The organism is Candidatus Methylarchaceae archaeon HK02M2 (genome assembly GCA_024256165.1).
Classification (GTDB): Archaea; Thermoproteota; Nitrososphaeria; order Nitrososphaerales; family JACAEJ01; genus HK02M2.
In genome coordinates this window covers 22,301-45,187 of record JAKLZG010000027.1, presented here as the reverse complement: position 1 = coordinate 45,187, position 22,887 = coordinate 22,301, and the positions used below count along the sequence as shown (strand labels likewise).

Here is a 22,887-nt window from a genome sequence, read left to right as displayed (position 1 = left end):
GTTATTGTTAATAATAAGGCACAGAATTAATATCCGACCTTTTACGCTCACGGAATCACTCATATACCCCGCCCGACTGTCAGCAATGTGTATATAGGGCCTTCTGATTGGAGATTGAATGAGATATTTAAAGACACAGGAAATGGAATATATATCAAAGGTTCGATAAGGGCTGAAATTGATACATCAGATGGCAAATTTGAATTGATTCCAAATAGCTTATCTTATAAATAAAAAAGAGGTCGGGACACGTATTAGGCACTTAAAGGTTATTGATGGAATGAAACGTGCGATTCAAATGGTAGATGCTATAGGGAAGTTGGCAACCTTGCGCCCAAATATAGAGAAAGGTTTCTTTATTTCAGAAGGTGGCCCTCATATAAGAATTAATGGCTTATACTGTTTTTAATTAAATTATTTGGCTCTGATGCGAGAGTATTATCAAGAAATTGGATCATTCCTTCTAGATCATTTTTTACTTTTTTAAGTAAGGAAACTTCAACTTTTAAGTTCTCAGCCTTATCCTTTAGTCTAGTCAAGATGAGACCCATCTCTGCCACCCTCTTCTCTTGCTCTAAATTTTCGACTTTTTGCAATAACTCTTGCTTATTTTTTTCTAGAGTCTTGAACTTGTTATGGAGCTCAACTAAAGTATTGGTTTCGATTAACTTTAGACTCCGTTTGCCCAATACGAAAGGAAACTTAGTATTGCATTTAGTACACCAGTAGATCCCTACTGTGTAATCCTTTATCTCACCATTTTTTTGAGGCTCCACTATAGGCCAAGCTTTAAGAGGCTCTAATACTTTAGAGCGACAAGTAGGGCAAGTGGGCATAAGCCGACAAACTTTGATTTACATAGCAGTAAGTTCAGTTCCCTGTGGTCTAGCGAATTTAGCTATTTCTTGTTCCAGATCGCTTCTTTCCGCCTTTAGGTCGTAGACTTCATTCTCTAATGAGGTCGCTTGATGCTCTAACTTTAGCAATGTGAGGTTCTCTCTCAGGTGTGGTATCTCCTCGATTAGCGCAGCTTTTTCAGCTTCTAGGTTTTGTATCTTCACTTCAAACTCTTTTTTCTTATCTTCAAAAGATTGAATTAATTCCATATTGATTAAGTATTAGCTTTCGTACTTCACCTTTAAAGTGAAAAAGTATCGGCGTAATGGTAAAACTCTTTAGATAACAAGATTAACGGAAACTGTTCAAGAATAATACTTATGGGTTGTCGATTAAAGAGATTACTTCCTTCTATTATTGATTTTGTTTCTGTTATGGCTAGTTATAAAATCATAAGGTTAAATTTTTCTTTAGAACCTTGCCTTTTTTGTTGTATATAGTATATGCATATACTCTAGACTTAGATATGCATTTTTTATATTACTAGTGAACAAACTCAAGTTCATAATAATTCTTTTGAATCTAATTCACCGTGGGCAAATAAACATTTAAGCCATCTTCCTTGGTATAGGAGAAAAGAATTTTGCTTTTCTTCTGTTAAGAACTCAACTGACTCTTTTAACCCCTTCTTGAATTTGTTGTAGTGTTTTTCATCATCGAAAAAAACGACAACATAGTCTCTAGGTTCTGTAAGTAGTCTTGGTAATTTTGTTGTTCTTCCCTTTCTTGACATATACCCTCAACATAGGTTTCTTTATGTCGAGATTTAATTATTTTTATTTAAAAAGTGAATAAATAATGGGTGTATTATTAACTTGTGAATTATAAATAAAGAATAAATTTTAACTTTAAATTTAAATTCTACATCTTTGTTTATTATGATATGTGTTCTGTTGGAATTATCTTGGGAGATGACTCTTTAAAATATTCTTTCCCAAATCATCCAATGAATAGTAAAAGAGTCCAATCATTTTGGGAAAAACTAAAAGAAGAAGGCTTTATTGACAGAGAAAATATCAAGATTATCAAACCTAAAAAAGCAAGTGAAGATGTTTTACTCCTTTTTCACACAGAAGATCATATAAATTTTGTAAAGAAAGCCTCCAAAGAAGGTTTTGGAGCCCTTGATAGGGGAGATACCCCTGCTTATAAAGGGGTCTATGAAGCATCGGCTTATTCTGTAGGATCTACTATATTGAGTTTAGAAATGGTTATGAAAAAAGAAATAGATCATGCTTTTAACCCGATTGGCGGATACCACCACGCTAGGAAAGATAGGTCTGCTGGATTTTGTGTATTTAACGATGTTGCAATTGCTATAAATCACGCAAAGAAGATATACGGTCTTGATCGGATTCTTTATGTTGATATAGATGCTCACCATGGTGATGGTGTTTGTTACGAGTTCTTTGAAGATCCAACTGTATTTACAGCAGACATACATGAAGATGGAAGTTACCTTTATCCTGGGACTGGATTCAGCCATGAGACAGGTTCTGGGGAGGCGGAGGGAACCAAGTTGAATATCGGCTTAGAGCCTGAAGCAGGAGATGAGGAGTTCAAGGAGGCATTTATCAAAGTTGAAGAATTTTCTTATCAAGTAAAACCTGAACTCATTTTTTTTCAATGTGGTGCAGACGGATTAAGTAATGATCCGCTTACACATCTGCGCTATACAAAAGAAGCACATAGATATGCGACAGAAAAATTACATATTATTTCACATGAACTTTGTGATGGTAGAATAATCGCTCTGGGTGGTGGGGGTTATAATCTGAACAATGTGGCTGCTGCTTGGCTTGAAGTAGTGAAAGGCTTTATGGACTGATTTAATTTTTTATAAAAACGAATTTTTGTAGCCTTTTAATAGCCTCTAACTTCTCTTGATGACCTACTTGTGTTTGTTCAATAACATGAAAAAGTATCTTAATCGATCTGTCCATCTCCCTTCTATCAATAGGTCTCGGAACTCCATCCTTCCCACCGAAGGCAAATGTATACTTTACAGGATCTCTCCAACTGGTTGTCTTACCATAAATCAATTCAGATATCAAAGCTAAGGCCTTAATAATAGATGGTCCAACGCCTTTAAAGGTCAATAGCTCTTCATAGTCTTTCGGCTGAAAATCATACAATCTCTTAAAAATTTCCCAATTCAATTTCTTTGGCATCGAAAATCCTCTGACAATCTTGAATGAGCTATGATCCGGAATCCAAAGGTCCAAGGTACAAGGGGCACTAATTCTTTTAATAGACGAGATAAGGTTGTTAGGGTTCCCTTTTACCAAATCCACACATGTCTTTCTATTATCGTCTGCTTCTTTTGCAGTCATATTGAGCACATATCTTCTTTTTACCTCACCGACTATCGCTTCATGAGGTTCAACAACAAATTTTTCTACATTTTCAGAAAGCCAATGGTAACGCCTTGCGGTTTTATCTTGTAAATTCATACCTTGCTGAATAACAGACCATTCTCCTTCCTCTACTATGAAAAATGCATGGTGATATAGTCTATAATCTGCTTGGATGGCTACATTATCGACTTTTGCACAAATTTTACTTGCATACTTTAATCTTTCAATTTTAAAAGATGATAAGTCAAATTTTTTACCTATATAATCTATCTCAGATTGAGCTCTTAAAGAGGCTTTTCCTTTACCCCCTGCCATCATTATCCCAAAATTTTCATTTAAAAGAACCCTTTTTAAAATGCCTGTAAGAACTGTAGTTAATCCTGATGAGTGCCAATCAAATCCTAATACACAACCCAAAGCTTGAAACCAATAAGGATTTGAGATTCTTCTCAAGAGTTCATGAGTTCCATATTCATTGACTATTAGCCATATAATTTCTTTTGATAGTCTCTCCATTCTTAGGAGCAACCATCTTGGCGCATGTCCACCATGCAAGGGGAGTATAGTGAACCCTGTTCTCTTCAAAAAAATCTCCGACTAATCTATATTAAAATACATAAAAATACTAATTAATTATTATTATTTATTTAACTATATGTAATCATAGAAATAAAGAATATAAACAACTTTTATCATTTATATTATTGTGAGAGATTTGTTTAGAGATGAAGACATTGATGAATGGGTAAAAAGACGTTGGCGTTGGCCATTCTTCAGTAGTAGATTCTTTGAGGATATAGACAAGATGTTTGAAGATATCTTTAAAGATATCGAAACGCAAGTTCCTGAAGACTTAGCAAAAGAGCGTAAACTTCCTGATGGGCGTACGATTAAGGAGTTTGGACCGTTTGTCTATGGTTATTCAGTAAAAATAGGTCCAGATGGTAAGCCTGTTGTTAGGGAGTTCGGTAATGTCAGACCTTCTTCTCCAACATTTCCTTTTGGAAAGCCTAAGATGGAAGTTAAAAAGCAACGAGAGCCTTTAGTAGATGTACTTGATGTTGAAGACTCGATAAAAGTAGTAGCAGAGTTACCTGGAGTCGAAAAGTCAGATATAAAACTCGATTGTGCTAAAAATACTGTAACCATTTCTGTTGATACTGAAGCTCGAAAGTATTATAAGAAGGTCGAACTACCTTCAGAGATAGATCCAGAAAGTGCTCAAGCATCTTATACTAATGGCATTTTAGAAGTAAAACTCAAGAAAGCAGTACCGACTCCAAAGGGAAAGCGTATAGAGATAGAATAATTTCAGGAATGACAGGAACAAAAATTTAGGTATCAGATATCAAACGTAGATAGGTATTGAGGGAAGCATCTCAAATTCCGCTTCCTTCATACAATAAATCACCAATTCTCATCAATCCTTCTAAAATTTTGTGCTCCTTTTGACATGCACTTATTCTAATGTAGTTTGGGTAATCGCCAAATGTTGTACCTGGCGCCACACACACATTTTTCTTTTTTAATAAATCAAAGGAAAAGCTAATAATATCAAAATTTTCATTTTGACTGATTTGAGGGAATATATAGAATGCTCCCTTAGGTTCATAATATTTTACATTTATCTTTTTCAATTCTTCACATATTAACTTAATTCTTTTTTTAATCAGATTTATGTATTCTTTAACGTCATCCCTACATTTGAGGGCCTTTATCGCTGCATATTGAATAAATTCTGGCACACTTGTCGCTGCTAAAGCTTGAATTCCAGAAATTTTTTTTATAGTTTCAATATCCGAAATGGCATAACCTATCCTAAAGCCTGTCATGCCATAGCTTTTAGAGAAAGACGAGACGTATATCGATTTGGAATTATGAAACTCCAAGATGCTGTTATAGGGTTCGAAGGCATAATCCAAATACACTTCATCACTCAAGATAGTTATCTTCCTTTCATTTGCCAATTCTACAATAGCTTTTAGATCATGTTTTTCAAGAACTTTACCCGTTGGATTATTTGGATAGTTGATAACGATTAATTTAGTAGAATCGTTAACAAGTTCTGATAAAGATTCAATATCAGGTCTCCAGCCATCTCTAAGCTTTGTTTTAAAGCAAATGGCTCTACCTCCTACAGCTTCTATGCAATCTACATAAGCCGGCCATGCAGGCTGTATCACTATAGCCTCATCACCTGATGTAAGCTTTGTTAAAATGCTTGCATAAACTGAGAATCTCCCTCCACATGTCACAGCTACTTGTTCAGGGGATATTTTTCTTTTGTAACGTTCATTCACAAAATTTACGATCGCCTCTCTTAAATCTGGAATCCCTGAAGGCTCAGTATAGTGGGTAAAACCTTCTTTTATTGAATCACACGTTGTTTTTTTAACCCTCTCTGGAGGACCAAAATCCGGTTCACCAACCTCTAAATGTATTACCGAATATCCTTTCCTCTCCATCTTTTTAGCTAGAATAAACATATCAATGATACTAATAGCTTTCATAACCTTGTCCTTGCTTTTTTGCATTCTCACAGCCTCTTTTATCAAGAGATTCAAGATCCTTAATCCAAATATTTCATTTACATTATACTTCTTGCAAGCATCTACAATTGAACTCTTCAAATTCTTCTCTACTTTATAGTCCACAATAGGCAAGTTCAGAGAACGTTTTATTCTATCGATCTTTTTTGTAAGCTTAAAGCGTTTGCCTGTAAGCTTTATTATATCAATAGTTATATCTTGAACTTCCTCACGCAAACTCTCCAGTTTTAATTGTTCCGACAACTATAGCTCACTAATCTATTGGATTATTGTTTAGGACAGGAGGTATAAGACCAGCCCTGATAGAATGATCTGCTATAACGCAAGCTACAATATCTTCAACGACAGGAACTGCTCTTGGAACGATACATGGGTCGTGGCGACCAACAATGACTAGATCAACTTCTTTCAAGATATCAAGGTTGATACTCTTCTGTGGTTTGCTTATAGATGAACTAGGCTTAAATGATAATCTAAATATTATTGGCATTCCATTTGAAATGCCACCTAGGATCCCGCCTGCCTTATTGGTTATAGTAACGATCTTCCCTTCCTTTACACTAAAAGGATCATTACATTCTGATCCTTTTAACCTTGATGCTTCAAAACCAACTCCAAATTCAATACCTTTTAAAGCTGGTATAGAGAATAGCGCTTTACTCAAATCAGACTCTAATGAGGAGAATACTGGTTCACCTAGGCCTACCGGAACGTTTAATACTTTACATTCAATTATCCCACCCACACTGTCTCCTTTTGACTGCTCTTCCAATATCTTTGATTTCATCTTCTTTGCAGCTTCGAAATCTGGACATCTCACTTCATTAGAATATCTAAACTTTTTAGCCACATCATCAGATACTTCCTTTGCCCTAATTCCACCTATTTCGATAGAATAGGCAAAGACATCAATTCCCAGTATGTAGGAGATGAGTTTCTTAGCAATGGCCCCGGCTATTACAAACGTCGCCGTCACCCTTCCTGAGAACCTACCCCCTCCTCTCCAATCATTATAGCCACCATACTTCCAGAAAGCTGTAATATCTGCGTGTCCTGGTCTTGGAATCTTCTTTATCTTTTTATAAGGTTCAGAATCGACATCTTTATTCCAGATTAAAGCACATATGGGAGCACCTGTTGTGTATCCTTCGAAGACTCCTGAGAGTAACTCCACCTTATCTTTTTCAGATCTTTTAGTTGCCGTAGTTGATACACCAGGTCTCCTTAAATCTAAATCTTTCTGAATATCACCCTCTCCTAATGGTAAACCTGCTGGGCAACCGTCTATTACTGAACCTACACATCTACCATGGCTCTCACCGAAGCTAACTACTATGAACCTTTCTCCAAGCAAGTTGCCTGGCATTTATACGCCCTCTATTTTTGCTCCTAATGATTTCATGTCTCTAATAAAATCAGGGTAAGATACATCGACTGATTCTACACCTTCTACAGTGCAAGGTCCAGATGAAGCCATAGATGCTGCACAGAAAGCCATGAAAAGTCGATGATCATCATGTGCATCTAATGAGCAGCTCTTCAATTCCTCACTACCTTGTATCAACATCCCGTCTCTCAACTCTTGTATATCAACACCAAATTTCCTCAATTCATTAGCTAATATGGAGATTCTGTCCGTCTCTTTGAACCTAGCATGCTCAACACCTTTTATGAACGTCTTTTCTCTACACTTTAGAGCGACTACTGATAAAACTGGGAGTAAGTCAGGGGAGTCTGATAAATCAAATTCCCCGCCTTTTAAATTATAACCTTTTGATAAAGTTATTGTACCCTTTGATCTATCGATACTATAATCGGCTCCCATTTTTTCCAATATATCAACAATACGCATATCTGCTTGAGGTAGATTGAAGTTCAGATTTTTTATAGTCACTTTTTTACCAGCTAGTAATGCGCATGCCATTAATAAAGATGCAGAACTAAAGTCTCCTGGTACCTTAAACCCTACACAATGGTATTCTTGATTTGATGGGATAGTATATTTTCTATAATCCTCATATGAAATATCTACACCAAATAATTTCATCATAGTTAAAGTCGCATCTATATAAGGTCTGGATACTGTCTTTCCACGAACTATTATAGATGTCGGACTTTTAGCTTTTGGTGTTGCGACCAATAGTGAAGATATAAATTGGGATGATATATCTCCTTTTATCGTAGTCTCTCCACCTTGTATGCCTCCACCTTTCACAATAATAGGAGGAAGTCCATTTTTACGTGATGAAAAACAGTCTACACCCAAACTCCATAATGCTGAAAGTAAGGGTTGCATAGGCCTTGACCTGATGCTCCCATCACCAGTAATTATCGAGTAGCCTTCTGGAGCTAATGATGCTATAGACGTTATAAACCGCATAGTAGTCCCTGAATTCTCTACATTTATAACATTCTCAGGTGTTGTTAGGTCTGGATTTCCTTTTATTTTAAGATCATTATTTTTATGATCTATAAAAGCGCCAAAAGCTGAACATGCCTTTATTGAAGCCAGAGTATCCCTTGAGATAAGAGCGTTTTTAACGATCGATCTCCCAGAAGTAAGGCTAGAGAGGATTATTGACCTGTGTGTATAACTCTTGCTTGGTGGAGTATAAACATTACCATTAAGTTCACTAGGGAATATCTTTATAGCTGTCAATCAATCAACCATCCTTGCTTTTTCGTTATTTATCCTCGTAGATATAACTTCTCCAGGGAGATTCGACCAGACTGATATGATATCGTCAACTTTATCTGAAGAGCAGACTGCACTTACGGCCGGTCCAGTACCTGATAGACCTGCACATATAGCCCCTGCCGAGAGTGCACTAATCATTGGCTTTGTGCTGAATCCCAATGCAGTTGAGCAAGCTAGACCATTTAAAACCATTGCATCCCAATATTTTCCTCTCATAACCATTAAATTGGCTTCTTCAAAGAGAGATTTAAAATTATTGAGCATAATCACATCAACATCTTTTGTATATGCTTTTTCAGGTGGGACATATATTAAAATACAATTTTTTTCCATAAGGATCTCTCTTCTTTTTATTATACGATCTTTGTTATCTGTTACAACCAAACCCCCAAAGAATGATGCGCAAGCATCATCGAAAGCACCAGTTATCGTCACACCAGCCTTAATGGAAGAATTTACGCCTAAATTAATTAATGTAAAATCATCCAACTCTTCTCTTAAAGATGAAACTATTGCTAAAACGATCGCATTTGCAGCTACACTTGAACTCTTTAGACCTTTACCGATCGGTATCTCGGATTTGGTCGTTACTTTCGCTCCGTAATTTTTATGCCCAAAATGTGCTAATACTTCCTTAACAATATATTTTCCCAAAGTTTTATCTCTTTCACAATCACACCCCACGATTTTGATATCGATTTCTTCAGAACCTTCTATAAGCTCGACTTCAGCTTCAGTCTTCAATCGAATCCCTAGAGCAGCTCCTTTTCCAGTTGCGATTGCGTTCACTATAGAAACAGCTCCAAAAGCAAAACCTTTCCCCTTCATTCGAGAACCTCCAAGACAGCTTTCTTCATTATTTCAATCGGTGCATTTATTCCAGTCCAAAGCTTAAATGATTTAGCACCTTGTCCTACGAACATCTCATAACCAGGGATTATCTTAGCTCCCACTCTTTCAGCATCCTTAATTAACTTCGTCTTCTTCGGTTTATAGACAACATCAAAGACTACAATATCCTTAACCCTGAAAAATTCTGGTTTTATTATACTCTCATTCAATTTTGGATATGCACCAATAGGAGTCGCATTTAAAAGAATATTAATTGAACTCATGGCTCTTTTTAAAGAACTCGACGTAAGCTCTCCAACAGCACAAATCATATCCAACTTTTTACTCAATTCTTTTATCATTGATTTCGCTTTGTCAAGTGTGCGATTTAGTACAACAATTTCATTACAACCTAAAGATACTAAAGCTACTATACATGCCCTAGCAGCTCCACCAGCACCTATTAATAAGGCTCTTGAACCAAGTAATGAATTAGTGACAGTTTTAAGCGCCGATACTACTCCATCTACATCCGTATTATAACCTATCAAGTCGCCATCATGGTTCACTACAGTATTTACAGCACCTACTAATGATGCACTTTCATCTATTTTGTCAAGAAAATTGATTATAGAAACTTTATGGGGCATAGTGACGTTGAAACCTTTCACCCCTAAAACCTTTAAACCAATAATAGCCTGTTCTAAGTCCTCAACGTCAAATGCGAGGTAGACATAATCAAGATTTTTAGCACGAAAAGCTTCATTCTGCATTATAGGTGAGAGTGAGGTTTCTACAGGATGACCTATTACACAATACAGCTGTGTTTTACTGTTAATTCTCCAATTAAAATAAACCATAAAACTCTCTTAACTCTTTTATCGTTATTTGGGCAGGTGCGGTTGGTAAGTTTGAGAGAGAGGCATAAGTAAAGGGGCTACCGAAGAGTGGGCAAAGTATTCTAGAAATCTGCCCCTTCTCACCCATACAGAATGCTATTAGCCTATCTAGCTCTGAGATTTCATATAGTTTTAGGATAGAAAGATTATCCATAAAATTATTTGCCATAGGTACAATTTTTACTAAATCTCCTAAGAATTTTGCTTTATTGAAGGTATTTTTTAATATTTGAAAAGGAGGCGTATCTCTGAAGTCATGCCAAGATATGATTAATAAAACTCCCGACTTTCTTATAATATCTATAAGTTCAGGCTTACTTTGAGCTAGACTTAACTCGATATCGATATACGCGGGTTTAAACTTTGCTAGTTTTATCAATATTTTTTGTCTTTCTATTTCACTTTCCTTGAACTTACCACCCTCACTTCTTGCTCTACATGTCAATATGACTCTTTTTTCGTATCCTTTAATGACTTTTTTTATATATAAAAAATCAATTTTGTCGAAGTAATCTATCCTTATTTCTATCAGATCTGAGTGAGAAACAAGAGCTTCTTCTACCTTCTCCTTAAGCAAGTATGTATCTTTTACACCTATCGCGGTGCATATCTTTACTTGTCTGTTAATTAATTTCAAAAGGCTCTACTTTTCTAAGATATGTTCGTTCACTTGAATGCCGAAATGCCTACCCGTAACTTCTTGAACATAAGCAAGAACTTCATCGTTAGGCTTTATTTCTGTAGCTGAAATCAATTCGCCTTTTTTTCCAGCTAGCCTTATCGTTTCTGCATTCTGGACAAGTATGCTTGCTTTAAGATTATTATAAATTGCTTTTAATAAGCGCAAGGGTCTTCTCTCTATCTTTGACCTTCCAACTATCGCCGATTTCGTTATGCCTTTACTGTTAACTATAAGAACTTCATCTCCTGCTTCTATTTCAGAGAGGTACTTTGTGCTAGCATCTGCGAGAAGTATGTAACTATGGACTGCTCCAGCGTTGATACGAAAAGGTCTTGGAGCAGAAAATTTTGATGCTATCGCTTCACTCCGAATTAAGAAGAAAAAACTTGATTGACTTCCTATAAGTGCTCCATCATCGATTTCAAGCATAGATGCAGTATCGATACAAGCCCTATCTCCCATGCCAATATCCTTTACTTCTGTTATCTTGACTGGTACCAACTCAAGGCTCTTTGGTAACGAAAGAAGGCTCAAAAGACTTTTTAAATCATCAGGACTTTTTGGAGTGTATATTATACCATCTACACCTAGCTCGAGCACACCGAACATAGTCTGAATTTCCTCTAAAAAATCTATCTTAGCAAATAATTTTGTATCTTTCTTATGTAACTGAGCAACCAAATTCTCCAAGGGTATAATCTTCCAATCCTCAGTTTCAATAAAGACGCCCATTGCTCCTTGCTCGGAAGCATTTACAACGATACTTTCATCTGCTTTTTGTGTAATCTTAATCTTTAAAGCGAATTCTTTTCCCATTTTATTGACATCTACTGCTTTTTGCAGAGAGTCCAACAATATCACATCTCCCTTATCTGAAGAGGAGTATACCTTCACTTTCCTACGTATAGTATTGTCGATCAGTTCTGGATCACAGAAAAAAGAATTAATATTATTTTCAATAGCTGTCTGTATTATTTTAGATGTAATATTTTTATCATCTGGCAATACGAGTATGATTTCTCTATCCATTGTTTCTAGAACCATACTTTAACACCTCCAGAGCCTCTTCTATGCTCTTACCTTGCATGATTATCATATCAAGTGCACGTACTATGGCTTCAGGATGATCATGTTGGAAAATATTCCGACCAAATGCAACACCAATAGCGCCTGCATTTATCGATCCATATGCCATCTCCAATACATCACGACTTGTTTCACACTTTGGTCCTCCAGCTATAACTATGGGCACGGGGCATCCTTCGATGACTGTCTTGAACGAATCTTGATCACCAGTGTAGATAGTCTTAATGATATCAGCACCAAGCTCGGCTCCTATCCTTGCTACATGGGCTATTGTAGATGGATCATTCGGGTCTTTTATATTCTCCCCTCTTGGGTACATCATAGCCATAAGAGGCATATTAAATATATCACAATCATTGGCTATGTTCCCCAATACTTCGAGCATCTCAGGCTCTTCGTTACATCCTATGTTAACATGTATTGAGGCTGCGTCGGCTCCAAGCCTTACAGCCTCTTCAACAAATCCAATCTTCATCTTTCTATTGAGTGTTAAACAAAGATTTGTACTAGCAGAAAGGTGCATTATTAAACCTATTTTCGGGGGTTCTTTCAATGATTTGATTATCCCTTTATGAACTAATGCTGCCGTTGCTCCTCCTTTATGGACCTTTTTAATCATATCATCCATATCCGTAAGACCTTTTACCGGTCCTATTGTAACACCATGGTCCATTGGTATACATATCATTTTACCATTTTTAGTAAGTCTTTCTAGACGAATATTTTTTCCTGTGACCATCCCTACATCATCTTGATATTGATAAACCTGAACCTTCCCTTATGGCTTAGGAAATGTAACCAAAGAATACTGGGATCTCTTTGAAACCAGGGATTGTTCACTAAAAAGTATAGATAACTCTGATCTATCATTCTAGTTACGCCCAATACCTTTGTCTTCACTCTCCTTTTAATGTTCTTCTAAGTAATGTGAGAGCCTTCTCCGTTTCATTATTTGATATGAAGAGTTTAAGGGATGAACTTATAGTGACTAAACCATATATATTTATTCCTTGATCGGCCAAAGGGGTTATAAAGCGTTGAATAATTCCTGGATTTGTCTCTAACTCCCTTCCTCTGATCGATATTAAAGATAAGTTCTCAAAAGAGCTTACGGCTTTACCGATCTTTTTCTCAACTAGCAATTCATGCAATATGTTCAATATTTTTCGTCCATTAGATATATATACGATAGATGATTTTTCATCGGATGTGATTGAAATTATATCACCACCTGATCTTTGTACCTCGTCCATAATTAATATTAACGATCTTGAATCAGATGCCTCTTTACCTACTATAGTCACCATAGTTATAGGTCTATCGTAGCATTCAAACTCGTAACCAAGAGAGCCTTTTCCAATTACAGTTCCTCCTAAGGTAAGACTCTTATTATTAAGACTTAGTATTCTAACAATGAGATCATCATTTTTATATCTAAGAGCCTTGTTTTGAAGTATCTTCGCTCCTCCAGCTGCAAGTATATAGGCTTCCTCAGGATCAAGAACATCGATCGGCACAGAACCATTTACTTTTGATGGATCGGCAGTAAGTATATTACCTACATCTTTTACTAGTACTACCTCCTTTGCATTTAGACAACTACCCAATAGCACAGCTGTAGTGTCACTACCTCCCCTACCCATAGTTGTTACTTTATTGGCTCTATTTTTACCTATGAACCCACATATGACAGGTATTTTACCAGATTCTATTAATGAAAGCAAATTTTTATCCACCGCTTTTTTAGTTTCATCAAATGAAGGATCGGCATTGCCATACTTGTCATCAGTGATAATAGGCCAATTGGGAGATTCTGTATCTATAACACAAGAATCCAAACCTCTCGAAGTAAGGGCTGCTGACATGATTCTAGCGCTTGTCTTTTCACCCATTGCTAATATCTCATCAAGGTCAGAAGCCGAAAGATTAGGGGCTATTTTCTTTACTAAATTAAGAAGCTCATCAGTTTGACCCTTGAGAGCTGATACAATTACAACAATTCTTGAACCTTTTTCAACTTCAGATTTTATCATATCAGCAGCTTTTTTCACGCTCTTTTCATTCATTAAAACTGAACCACCGAATTTTACTACAATTATCGGTTTCTTCAAAAAATCACCTTTTAGAAACAAATCTTGAACTAGGAATTATGACATCTATAGAGTTTTTTAAGCAAAATATTGGCAATCTATAATAAATAAAGTGTATCGCCTCTTTTAGAAGGAAAATTAGATATTTATATTTAAATCTTTTTTTACGAAGCTTTCAACAAGATTGATTATATATTTTATAAATAATCTAATCATTGATTTATTCATTTATAATAATTCAAATATCAAACTTTTTGCATTGTAGCTCTTTTCAATTCACTCGTATATTTTTTAATTTTATTCAACATACTATTTACAGAGCTACTTCTCTTGATTATTTCTACAAAAGCACTACCAACTATAACTCCATCAGCACCTGCTTCTATGATGCTATGGATATGATGTGATTGAGAAATACCAAAACCTACAGCAATAGGTATTTTTCCTTTAGTATAGGGGAGAATTTTCTTAACAATCTGGATTGTTGATTGTTGAAGTTCCTTTCTTGCTCCAGTTACTCCAAAAAGGGATATTAAATAAAGGAATCCTGAAGTGTATTTGATGATCTTTTCTAATCGATCAATCGATGTTGAAGGAGAAGAAAGAAATATGGTATCCAATCCATGCATATCGGCTATAAGCTTATAATCTTGTGCTTCTTCTACTGGTAGATCTGGAACAATAACTCCGTCGACTTTATTCGTTTTAGCAATATCGAAGAATTTTTTTAATCCCATTCTAAAGATCGGATTATAATAGGTAAGAATAACAATAGGAATATCAAGTTCGTCTTTTATCTCATTAGCTAAGTCTAGAACTATTCGAGGGGTTGTCCCAGAGCTCAATGCCCTTTGATTCGCTTCTTGTATTGTTGGACCATCTGCAATAGGATCAGAAAAAGGCATCCCCAATTCTAAGATATCTGTCCCATTTTCTACTAAAGCCCTAGCGATCTTTGGGGTCAGGTCAGGTCGGGGATCTCCACCCATAATATAGCTGATTAGGGCACCCTCTCTTTCTTCTTTAAGTTTTTTAAAGGTTTTCTCTAGACTCATTTGCCCTTCACTTTAAGAAAATCTGAGACGACTTGGACATCCTTGTCTCCCCGGCCGGATAGAGTTAAAATAATACAATCATCTTTCTTCATACTTCCTGCTAACTCAATAGCAAAGGCTAAGGAATGGGATGGTTCTAAAGCAGGGATTATACCTTCAGTTTTAGACAATTTAAGGAAGGCTTCAATAGCTTTACTATCTGTTACGCTCGAGTACTCAGCTCTATTTATCACTTTTAAGTAAGAATGTTCAGGTCCAACTCCAGGATAATCGAGTCCTGCTGATATGCTATGAGTCGTACATATCTGACCATTTTCATCTTGAAGAAAGTGAGTGAGCATCCCATGTAAAATACCCTCATAACCAGCGCAAAGTGAAGCGGCATGCTTACCTGACCCTATACCTTGACCTGCTGCCTCAACCCCATATAGCTTAACAGAGAGATCATTTATAAAAGGGTAAAAAGTACCTATTGCATTACTTCCTCCTCCTACACAAGCAACTAAAGCTTCTGGCAATCTTTGCTCTTTTTTCATTATCTGTGACTTTATCTCTCTTCCTATGACACTCTGAAGGTCTCTTACTATCATAGGGTAGGGATGAGGTCCTACAACAGAGCCAATTAGATAATATGTATTTTGAATATTCGTTACCCAGTCTCTGAGAGCTTCATTTATTGCATCTTTTAACGTTTTCGATCCTGATTTAACTGGATGGACTTTGGCATTCAATAATTTCATTCGAAAGACATTTAGCTTTTGGCGTTCGATGTCTTCAGTACCCATATAGATTTCAGCTTTCAAACCAAGGACTGCAGATGCTATTGCAGTAGCCACACCATGTTGTCCAGCTCCTGTCTCCGCGATAACTCTTGTTTTACCTATCTTTCTTGCCATAAGAGCTTGACCGATTGTGTTGTTAATCTTGTGAGCGCCCCCATGTAACAAGTCTTCTCTCTTGAGGTAGATTTTTGCACCGCCCACCTCTTTTGTCAAGTTTTTAGCGAAATATAATGGGGTTGGTCTTCCTGCATATTCTGAGAGATAATATTCAAGTTCATTTTTGAAGTCTGGGTCGTCCTTTAACCTCGAATAAGCTTTCTCTAGCTCAAGAATAGCACTCATTAGAGTCTCTGGAACAAATCGCCCTCCATATCTCCCATATTTCCCATTTATTGGATTCTTAAAACCTATCAAACAATAACCCTCTTTGCGTTTTTTATAAAATCGTGAACTTTTTTATGATCCTTTATACCTGGGTATAACTCAACCCCACTGCAGACATCTACTGCAAAAGGTTTAACTATTCTAATAGCTTTCTCTACATTTTCAGGGTTTAATCCTCCGGCTAATATCAAGGGCTTTGGATCTATTGTCTCCCTTACTCTTGTACATATGTAAAAATCATTGATTATTCCCGTTCCACCATGCTTACCTTCGAGGTAAGAGTCAATAAGTACGGCGTCAAAATCTTCTAAATCATTCAAAGCTTTCATAGGTCTGTCAGGTTTCAAAGTTATAGCCTTTATTAGACGTGTTTTACAAAATACATTAGGTAAACTAATGTCACCATGTATCTGAATGTGTTCAGGTTTTAACTTATCATGTATTATGATAAGTTTATCTAAATTATTTACAACCGTTACAACTACGCAGCTAACAAATATCGGTACCTTACTCATTAATTCTCTTGCTCTATCTATAGTTAAACTTCTTGGTGATGATTTCACGTCTATAATAAAACCTAATGCATCTGCCCCTGCAGATACTGCATCTTCAAGGTCTCTCTCATTTGTAATACCACACACTTTTACTTTTACCATTTTATATTGCCTCAACTAGTTCACGGACCTTGACCTCAACATCATTATTAGTCATTATAGCCGTACCTACAAGAAATGCGCGTGAACCTAAATTATATAGCAACCTTACATCGTCAGGAGTGGCTATTCCGCTCTCGCTTATTATTATCCGTCCTCCATCTCCGATCTTACTCAAAATTCTTTTTGTAATTTCAAAACTAACGCTCAAACTTGATAAGTCTCTATTGTTTATCCCAATCATGTCAGCTTCAGTTTGAAGGGACGACTGGAATTCAGCTTCACTATGAACTTCTAGTAAGACTTCAATATCTTTCGACTTAGCAATTTCGATCATCTCATGTAAACTTTTTGAACTCAATTCACGATCAAATATCGACTTAATTAATAGAATGGCATTTGCACCTATCTTTTCAGCAGCTTCAATCTGAATTGGACTTATTATGAAGTCTTTCATTAAAAGTGGTAGATTCAGTAGTTCTCTAACCGTAGTTATATTTTGTAACGAACCCCTGAAATGAGTTGGTTGAGTAAGTACAGATATGCCCACCGCCCCTCCCCTTTCCATAGCAAGTGCTAGTTCCTTTACCTTCATCTTCTCTCTTAGTATACCTTTTAATGGGGAAGCTGGCTTGATCTCAGCTATTATAGGTGCCCTCTTACAAAGTTTGATAGCATTCTTTAAACTCTTATGAACTTTCCTTCCATTATCTGGGATATCATAATAACCCTTTTCTATTATCTTTTGAACTTCTTGAACTATAAAATCTAGAAAGTCAGCCATATTTTGTTTCCAACCCCTCCAGTTTTTCCATATCTCCATTGCAAAACTTTATCATCTCCTTGAGCTTTGTATAAGTAGCACCGCTCTTGATAGACTCATTAGCTAATTCTAATGCTTCATCAAACTTATCTACAAGTCCACCAACTATTATACCAGCAGCTGAATTTATAAGAACAATATCCAACTTTGGGTCTCTATCAGTGTAGTATCCGTTGATGATTTTAAAAACGATCTCGGCGTTCTCATCTGGACTAAATCCCGAGATTTCCTCTGGCTTTGCTAATCTAATACCAAATTGTTTGGGAGAAAAATCCATAATGGTTATTTCACCATCTTTTAACCTTACTATTTCCGTCCTCCCAATAGTAGATATCTCATCCAATCCATCTAAGCCATGTACTACCATCGCCTCTTCACTACCTAGATTCTTTAACACAGAAGCAATAGTCCCCGTCAAAGATCTCTCATAAACGCCAAGCAAGAATCCTTTTGCATTAGCTGGATTGGTTATGGGGCCTAGGATGTTGAAAACAGTTCTTATTCCAATCTCTTTCCTAGGCTCTGAAGCATATTTCATAGCAGGATGAAATCTTGGAGCGAACATAAAGCCTACCCCTATCTTTTCCACTGCTTTCTCAACTAAACCTGGATCTGTGTTTAGGTCATAACCCAGTTTCTCAAGAACATCCGCACTACCACATTTGCTTGTGAATGAACGATTGCCATGCTTAGCTACTGTTATACCAATACCAGCAACCACAAAAGCTGATGTTGTACTGATGTTAAAGGATTTAATTCGATCTCCACCTGTACCAACAATATCTACAATACGCCTATTTACATCAGGATGTATCTGAAAGCAGTAATCCCTCATTACCTTAGCAAAGGCTGAAATCTCTTCAACACTCTCACCTTTCATCCTCAAAGACGTTAACAAGGAGGCTATTTGGGCATTTGTGGCTTTACCTGACATTAGTTCTTTCATAATAGCTCCAGCTTCTGGATAGTTCAGATCTCTACCACATACAATCTTTCGAATTGCTTCCTTAATCATTCTTAATCACAATTTAAAAAGTTACTAATTATCTTCTTGCCATTCTCTGTAAGTATAGATTCGGGGTGGAATTGAAGTCCCTCTATGGGGTATGTTCTATGCCTGACCCCCATAATCTCGCCATCATCTAAAGATTCAGCTGTCACTTTTAAACAATTAGGAAGCGTTGACCGTTCGCCTACAAGTGAATGATATCGAGTCGCTTTAAAAGGGTTCTCTATATCTTTAAAAACTCCATATCCATCATGCTTGATCATACTAGTCTTACCGTGCATTATCTTAGTGGCACGAATTATTCTACCTCCTAATGCATGAATTATTCCTTGATGACCTAAGCATACACCTAAAATAGGGATTTCATTACCTACATGTTTAATTATCGATGAGCAGTTACCAAAGTACTTCTCATCTTCAGGAGTTCCAGGACCTGGTGATATTACTATACCATCCAATTTAAGATTCTTTACTTTTTTGAAGTTAATTTGATCATTTCTATATACTAAAGGCTTGCAACCTAACTCACCTACATATTGAACTAAATTATATACGAAAGAATCATAATTATCTATTATTAGAATTCTCATTTATTGCTCATCCCAGAAGCTTCCAAGGCCTTCATCAAAGCTTTTACCTTATGCTCAGTCTCTGCCCACTCCTTTAAAGGATCGGAATCTGCTACAATACCAGCTCCAACTTGAATGTATGCCTTATTACCATTTGATACTAAGGTTCTTATAGTTATTGCAAAATCTGCATTTCCGTTGTAAGAAAAGTATCCTATAGCTCCTGCGTAGGGTCCCCTTCTTGTGGGCTCTAATTCATCTATTATCTCTATAGCTCTTATCTTAGGTGCTCCGGTAACTGTTCCAGCTGGAAACACTCCTTTAAACGTATCAAAAGCATCATTATTCCTTCTCAACTTTCCTTGGACTCTTGAAACTATATGATGAACATGGCTGTATTGATGCACTTCCATGAACTCAGGCACACAAACACTCCCAAACTCACATACCTTCCCAAGATCATTTCTTGCTAAATCCACTAACATAACATGTTCTGCACATTCTTTTGGATCAACAAGGAGTTCTTTTTGTATAGCATAATTAGCTATTTCGTCATCTAGTTTAGGTCGAGTGCCAGCTATAGGAAATGTCTCCACTATACCGTTATCTACTCTGACAAGCATCTCTGGACTAGACCCAACAATCTGCCGATCTTCCATCTTCAAAAGGTACATATAAGGAGATGGATTTATACGTCTTAAAGCTTCATAAAAGCAGATAAGGTCTCCTCTGATATTGAACTCATATCGCTTCGATAAAACAGCTTGGAACACATCTCCAGAAGATATATAATCTTTTATCTTTATCACCTTTTCACAAAAAGAGTCAAAATCAATATTCACTTTAGGTTTCGAATAAGAAAGATTATCTTTATTTATAGACTCTCCGAGCGCTAATTCGATATAGTTACTCAGATCCTTTTCCCTGAAATAATAAAAGGCTTGTCTAGTTGTATGGTCGAATACAAAACCATCATCATAGATACCAAACTCGATATAAGGAGAATTCAATTCATGTTCTTTTTTCGATTTTATATTTTCCCAATATGTAATAGCATCAAAAGATATATAGCCAACGGCCCCACCAATCAACCTTGGCCATTTTTCGTCAAACGCCAAATTCATCGATTTTATAATTTGTAGTGGATCGATTTTTAGATAATCTTTTTCTATATTATTTTCTCTTAAATCCCTTATTTCTAGTTCTCTCTTTTTCGCCTTTATTACAATTCTAGGATTAAATCCAATAAATGAATACTGAGCTAATTTATTTGATCCCGTAACAGACTCTAGGATATAACATGTATCAAATTGTTCATAGATCTTCGTGAATATATTTAGGGGTTGTGTGTATGGAAATGATTTGAAGTTTAACTTTATATTCGAGCTACTTTTAAGTTTCTTGTAGCCAAACTAAGTCACCCATGCTATTTTATCGCCTCATATTTATTATAATTGTGCACTATTTAAGACTTTTGTGTACATATATATTCATTTCAATAAAAAATTAAATAATCTCCAGTAAATTCCTGAAATCGATAATATTTGAATTCATCAAGCTTTATAAGTGCACCAAGGGGTTTACTTAAAATCTTCATCCTTAAAGCTGCTTCTAAAATGCCAATTAGTGGTATAGAAATCTCAAATCAGATCAATTTAAGTACCCGAGGTAAGTGGAGAGCTAGTCCAGGCTCAATTTATTTCATTTTGAACGAGCTTTTGTCATTGAAGATGATCTCTGAAGTGATTGGCTTTGGTTCGAATGTAAAAAGGTATATCACAACTAATAAAGGAAGGAGAATATTATCTTCATTCCTTACATCCGCAGATAAAGTCCTAATTAAGCAGTTTCTCTTTATAGGAATTATTGCTCAAATTGCTGAAAACGATATGGCAAAAATTTTGGTAGAACTCGCTGAACTGACTATCGATAAAAATAAGAGAAAAGATGATAATATAAGAAAAACTCTTCAACAATTATTTTTAACAATAGAAAAACTATAAATTATATAAAGGGGATAAAGAAAATGAACCCAAAAAGGGTTCTATGACTGAAAAAAAATTGTTTTCGATAAATCAGATATGATATTTTTAAGCTTCTTTATAGTACCTGAAACTTTTAATGGAAGAAGAGCAGAATTTTTAAACTTCATTGAGCTTATTATGAAGAGTAGATCATCTACACGGTCATGGTTACAACGGACAATAAGATAATTGGACCTTGTCATCATTATCTTTAGATTGATAGATTGTAGTCCTATTGCACCATAAAGATCTATTATTCTTGCTTTCATCGTCTTAATCAACTCTTTATCTTCAAAATACCCTACTTCAGAATAGATTAAGATGTACCTCTTTTTTGCATGTATCATTAATATCTACCAAAAATTTTTTGTGCCAAGATCCAACTTCTCTATAAGTTGTTTATCTGGAATCTCTAACAATATCTCTCTTCGAATCATCGAGTCGCCCCCTATAAGTTTGTAAAATTTGTAAAGTACCCTTGGCGGAACAATTTCAGTATAACTTCTTGCTGCACTTGAGAATATCGTAGTTATCTTTCTTCTCTTACAGATATTCATCAATAAAGCCAGATTTTTTAAGTAATTAGATAAAGTGAAATTAAAATATAGACGCAACGGATAAAAATCGAATTCAACTATAAATTTTACATTTGATTTTTTTGCGCAGAATTCTTTAACTTTTGAAACTTCATCAATGGTCCTACCTGCCTCAAGAATATAAAATGGAATGTCATATGCTTTTGCCTCATTTACATCTTTTGCTACATAAATTATTGAATCTTCAAATTTTTTCGATTTTTTTAACTCATTGACATTAGCTCTGAAAATACATTTTACTTTTTCTTGTTTACATATATTTACAACATTATTTCTTATATCACAATTACCTTCTAATTCAAAAGCAAGTACAGAAAAGCCTAGGAGCTTTGCAATCTTTATGGTTCTCTTAAAATCATCTTTAATACATACATGGGAATCTATTGCCGCTATTTTAGCAACCTCCTATAAAATGAAAGCTTCTCATTAAGATTTAAACTACTTTTAGGCTTGAGCTTTATTCTTATTACATCTGTCTCTGATATACTAATCTTGTTTTCGAACAATAATTGTTTACTTATACGGATATAAAAAGCACCATTTTCATCTAAATGTTTTAAAAGTTCATATTCCAATTTCTTTTTATCATCAGCGTTAAAAGAAGAAAATAAAATACGTAAAAACTCATCAGACTCAGAACCAGACAATTTAACCTTGCAAAGGATGATAGGGTTGCCAAAATGGCCCCTTGATTTTAAGGATTTAATATACCTTCCACTTAAAGGAAAAAATGAAGTAATCCTCTTGTTTACCTTTTCTTCATCCTCTGTTGCATGAATTATCCAATCAACTTCAATTGTTAAAAAATCTATTTTCCCCTTCAATATTCACACCTTCAAAAAGATAGAAGGATATAATAATATTCTTATAGAAAAAGCATATAAATGGACATTTGTGTCACAA

The 22,887-nt window shown here is 35.7% G+C and carries 26 protein-coding genes; 3 read left to right on the top strand and 23 right to left on the bottom strand.

All coding sequences use genetic code 11. The annotated features are described in order from the left end of the window. Nucleotides 1-386: 386 nt before the first annotated feature. The 3 genes from L6N96_02495 to L6N96_02485 all read right to left on the bottom strand — a co-directional run bounded on the left by L6N96_02495 (nt 387) and on the right by L6N96_02485 (nt 1,630). Nucleotides 387-836, bottom strand: coding sequence for a hypothetical protein (locus L6N96_02495; GenBank protein MCP8323034.1), 450 nt, complete (start codon nt 834-836; stop codon nt 387-389). Nucleotides 837-854: 18 nt separating this feature from the next. After that, nucleotides 855-1,106, bottom strand: coding sequence for a hypothetical protein (locus tag L6N96_02490; protein MCP8323033.1), 252 nt, complete (start codon nt 1,104-1,106; stop codon nt 855-857). A 293-nt stretch (nt 1,107-1,399) separates the two neighbouring features. Beyond that, nucleotides 1,400-1,630 (bottom strand): hypothetical protein, encoded by a 231-nt coding sequence (locus L6N96_02485; protein ID MCP8323032.1) that lies wholly within the window; start codon nt 1,628-1,630, stop codon nt 1,400-1,402. Nucleotides 1,631-1,801: 171 nt separating this feature from the next. Here L6N96_02485 and L6N96_02480 point away from each other — a divergent pair, with 171 nt between their 5' ends. Then, entirely contained in the window at nt 1,802-2,725 is a 924-nt protein-coding gene (locus L6N96_02480; GenBank protein MCP8323031.1) for an acetoin utilization protein AcuC, read from the top strand. Between the two features lies 1 nt (nt 2,726). On the opposite strand, the gene L6N96_02475 is transcribed toward L6N96_02480, so the two are convergent. Further along, nucleotides 2,727-3,839 (bottom strand): DUF763 domain-containing protein, encoded by a 1,113-nt coding sequence (locus tag L6N96_02475; GenBank protein MCP8323030.1) that lies wholly within the window; start codon nt 3,837-3,839, stop codon nt 2,727-2,729. A gap of 130 nt (nt 3,840-3,969) precedes the next feature. Between L6N96_02475 and L6N96_02470 the strand changes: the two genes are divergently transcribed. Then, complete coding sequence (locus L6N96_02470; protein MCP8323029.1) at nt 3,970-4,563, top strand: Hsp20/alpha crystallin family protein; 594 nt, start codon at nt 3,970-3,972, stop codon at nt 4,561-4,563. A gap of 70 nt (nt 4,564-4,633) precedes the next feature. Here the strand turns inward: L6N96_02470 and L6N96_02465 are convergent, their stop codons facing one another. The 16 genes from L6N96_02465 to L6N96_02390 all read right to left on the bottom strand — a co-directional run bounded on the left by L6N96_02465 (nt 4,634) and on the right by L6N96_02390 (nt 20,659). Continuing rightward, a complete protein-coding gene (locus tag L6N96_02465) occupies nt 4,634-6,046 on the bottom strand; it encodes an aminotransferase class I/II-fold pyridoxal phosphate-dependent enzyme (GenBank protein ID MCP8323028.1) in 1,413 nt (470 codons plus the stop codon). Nucleotides 6,047-6,056: 10 nt separating this feature from the next. Further along, on the bottom strand, nt 6,057-7,169 hold the full coding sequence (aroC, locus tag L6N96_02460) for a chorismate synthase (GenBank protein ID MCP8323027.1): 1,113 nt from the start codon (nt 7,167-7,169) through the stop codon (nt 6,057-6,059). Beyond that, nucleotides 7,170-8,462, bottom strand: a complete 1,293-nt coding sequence (gene aroA / locus L6N96_02455) for a 3-phosphoshikimate 1-carboxyvinyltransferase (GenBank protein ID MCP8323026.1) — start codon at nt 8,460-8,462, stop codon at nt 7,170-7,172. It lies immediately after the preceding gene. Further along, the gene (locus tag L6N96_02450) at nt 8,463-9,329 is read right to left on the bottom strand and encodes a shikimate kinase (protein MCP8323025.1); all 867 of its coding nucleotides are present in this window, start codon (nt 9,327-9,329) and stop codon (nt 8,463-8,465) included. Next, nucleotides 9,326-10,192: a shikimate dehydrogenase gene (locus L6N96_02445; GenBank protein MCP8323024.1), complete on the bottom strand. Its 867-nt coding sequence runs from the start codon at nt 10,190-10,192 to the stop codon at nt 9,326-9,328. Before L6N96_02445 ends, L6N96_02450 begins: the two co-directional genes overlap by 4 nt. Then, nucleotides 10,179-10,868: a type I 3-dehydroquinate dehydratase gene (gene aroD / locus L6N96_02440; GenBank protein ID MCP8323023.1), complete on the bottom strand. Its 690-nt coding sequence runs from the start codon at nt 10,866-10,868 to the stop codon at nt 10,179-10,181. The genes L6N96_02445 and aroD overlap by 14 nt, the downstream gene beginning before the upstream one ends. Before the next feature lie 6 nt (nt 10,869-10,874). Beyond that, nucleotides 10,875-11,957: a 3-dehydroquinate synthase II gene (locus tag L6N96_02435; protein MCP8323022.1), complete on the bottom strand. Its 1,083-nt coding sequence runs from the start codon at nt 11,955-11,957 to the stop codon at nt 10,875-10,877. After that, the gene (locus tag L6N96_02430; GenBank protein MCP8323021.1) at nt 11,935-12,738 is read right to left on the bottom strand and encodes a 2-amino-3,7-dideoxy-D-threo-hept-6-ulosonate synthase; all 804 of its coding nucleotides are present in this window, start codon (nt 12,736-12,738) and stop codon (nt 11,935-11,937) included. The genes L6N96_02435 and L6N96_02430 overlap by 23 nt, the downstream gene beginning before the upstream one ends. A gap of 157 nt (nt 12,739-12,895) precedes the next feature. Beyond that, nucleotides 12,896-14,110, bottom strand: coding sequence for an aspartate kinase (locus tag L6N96_02425; protein ID MCP8323020.1), 1,215 nt, complete (start codon nt 14,108-14,110; stop codon nt 12,896-12,898). Nucleotides 14,111-14,334: 224 nt separating this feature from the next. Further along, the gene (trpA, locus tag L6N96_02420) at nt 14,335-15,144 is read right to left on the bottom strand and encodes a tryptophan synthase subunit alpha (protein ID MCP8323019.1); all 810 of its coding nucleotides are present in this window, start codon (nt 15,142-15,144) and stop codon (nt 14,335-14,337) included. After that, nucleotides 15,141-16,340 carry a tryptophan synthase subunit beta gene (gene trpB, locus L6N96_02415; protein MCP8323018.1) on the bottom strand — a complete coding sequence of 400 codons (1,200 nt, stop codon included), beginning with the start codon at nt 16,338-16,340 and terminating at the stop codon, nt 15,141-15,143. The genes trpA and trpB overlap by 4 nt, the downstream gene beginning before the upstream one ends. Beyond that, nucleotides 16,337-16,966 (bottom strand): phosphoribosylanthranilate isomerase, encoded by a 630-nt coding sequence (locus L6N96_02410; GenBank protein ID MCP8323017.1) that lies wholly within the window; start codon nt 16,964-16,966, stop codon nt 16,337-16,339. Before L6N96_02410 ends, trpB begins: the two co-directional genes overlap by 4 nt. A gap of 1 nt (nt 16,967) precedes the next feature. Further along, nucleotides 16,968-17,747: an indole-3-glycerol-phosphate synthase gene (locus L6N96_02405; GenBank protein ID MCP8323016.1), complete on the bottom strand. Its 780-nt coding sequence runs from the start codon at nt 17,745-17,747 to the stop codon at nt 16,968-16,970. Next, nucleotides 17,740-18,801: an anthranilate phosphoribosyltransferase gene (gene trpD, locus L6N96_02400; protein MCP8323015.1), complete on the bottom strand. Its 1,062-nt coding sequence runs from the start codon at nt 18,799-18,801 to the stop codon at nt 17,740-17,742. The genes L6N96_02405 and trpD overlap by 8 nt, the downstream gene beginning before the upstream one ends. 2 nt (nt 18,802-18,803) lie before the next feature. Continuing rightward, a complete protein-coding gene (locus L6N96_02395) occupies nt 18,804-19,385 on the bottom strand; it encodes an aminodeoxychorismate/anthranilate synthase component II (GenBank protein ID MCP8323014.1) in 582 nt (193 codons plus the stop codon). Beyond that, complete coding sequence (locus tag L6N96_02390; protein MCP8323013.1) at nt 19,382-20,659, bottom strand: anthranilate synthase component I family protein; 1,278 nt, start codon at nt 20,657-20,659, stop codon at nt 19,382-19,384. The genes L6N96_02395 and L6N96_02390 overlap by 4 nt, the downstream gene beginning before the upstream one ends. Before the next feature lie 249 nt (nt 20,660-20,908). Here L6N96_02390 and L6N96_02385 point away from each other — a divergent pair, with 249 nt between their 5' ends. Next, nucleotides 20,909-21,367, top strand: a complete 459-nt coding sequence (locus L6N96_02385; protein MCP8323012.1) for a PadR family transcriptional regulator — start codon at nt 20,909-20,911, stop codon at nt 21,365-21,367. Between the two features lie 41 nt (nt 21,368-21,408). On the opposite strand, the gene L6N96_02380 is transcribed toward L6N96_02385, so the two are convergent. The 3 genes from L6N96_02380 to L6N96_02370 form a co-directional block, all read right to left on the bottom strand. Next, nucleotides 21,409-21,735 (bottom strand): Rpp14/Pop5 family protein, encoded by a 327-nt coding sequence (locus L6N96_02380; protein ID MCP8323011.1) that lies wholly within the window; start codon nt 21,733-21,735, stop codon nt 21,409-21,411. A gap of 6 nt (nt 21,736-21,741) precedes the next feature. Then, nucleotides 21,742-21,945 carry a hypothetical protein gene (locus L6N96_02375; GenBank protein MCP8323010.1) on the bottom strand — a complete coding sequence of 68 codons (204 nt, stop codon included), beginning with the start codon at nt 21,943-21,945 and terminating at the stop codon, nt 21,742-21,744. Between the two features lie 428 nt (nt 21,946-22,373). Next, on the bottom strand, nt 22,374-22,808 hold the full coding sequence (locus L6N96_02370; protein ID MCP8323009.1) for a hypothetical protein: 435 nt from the start codon (nt 22,806-22,808) through the stop codon (nt 22,374-22,376). Nucleotides 22,809-22,887: the final 79 nt, after the last annotated feature.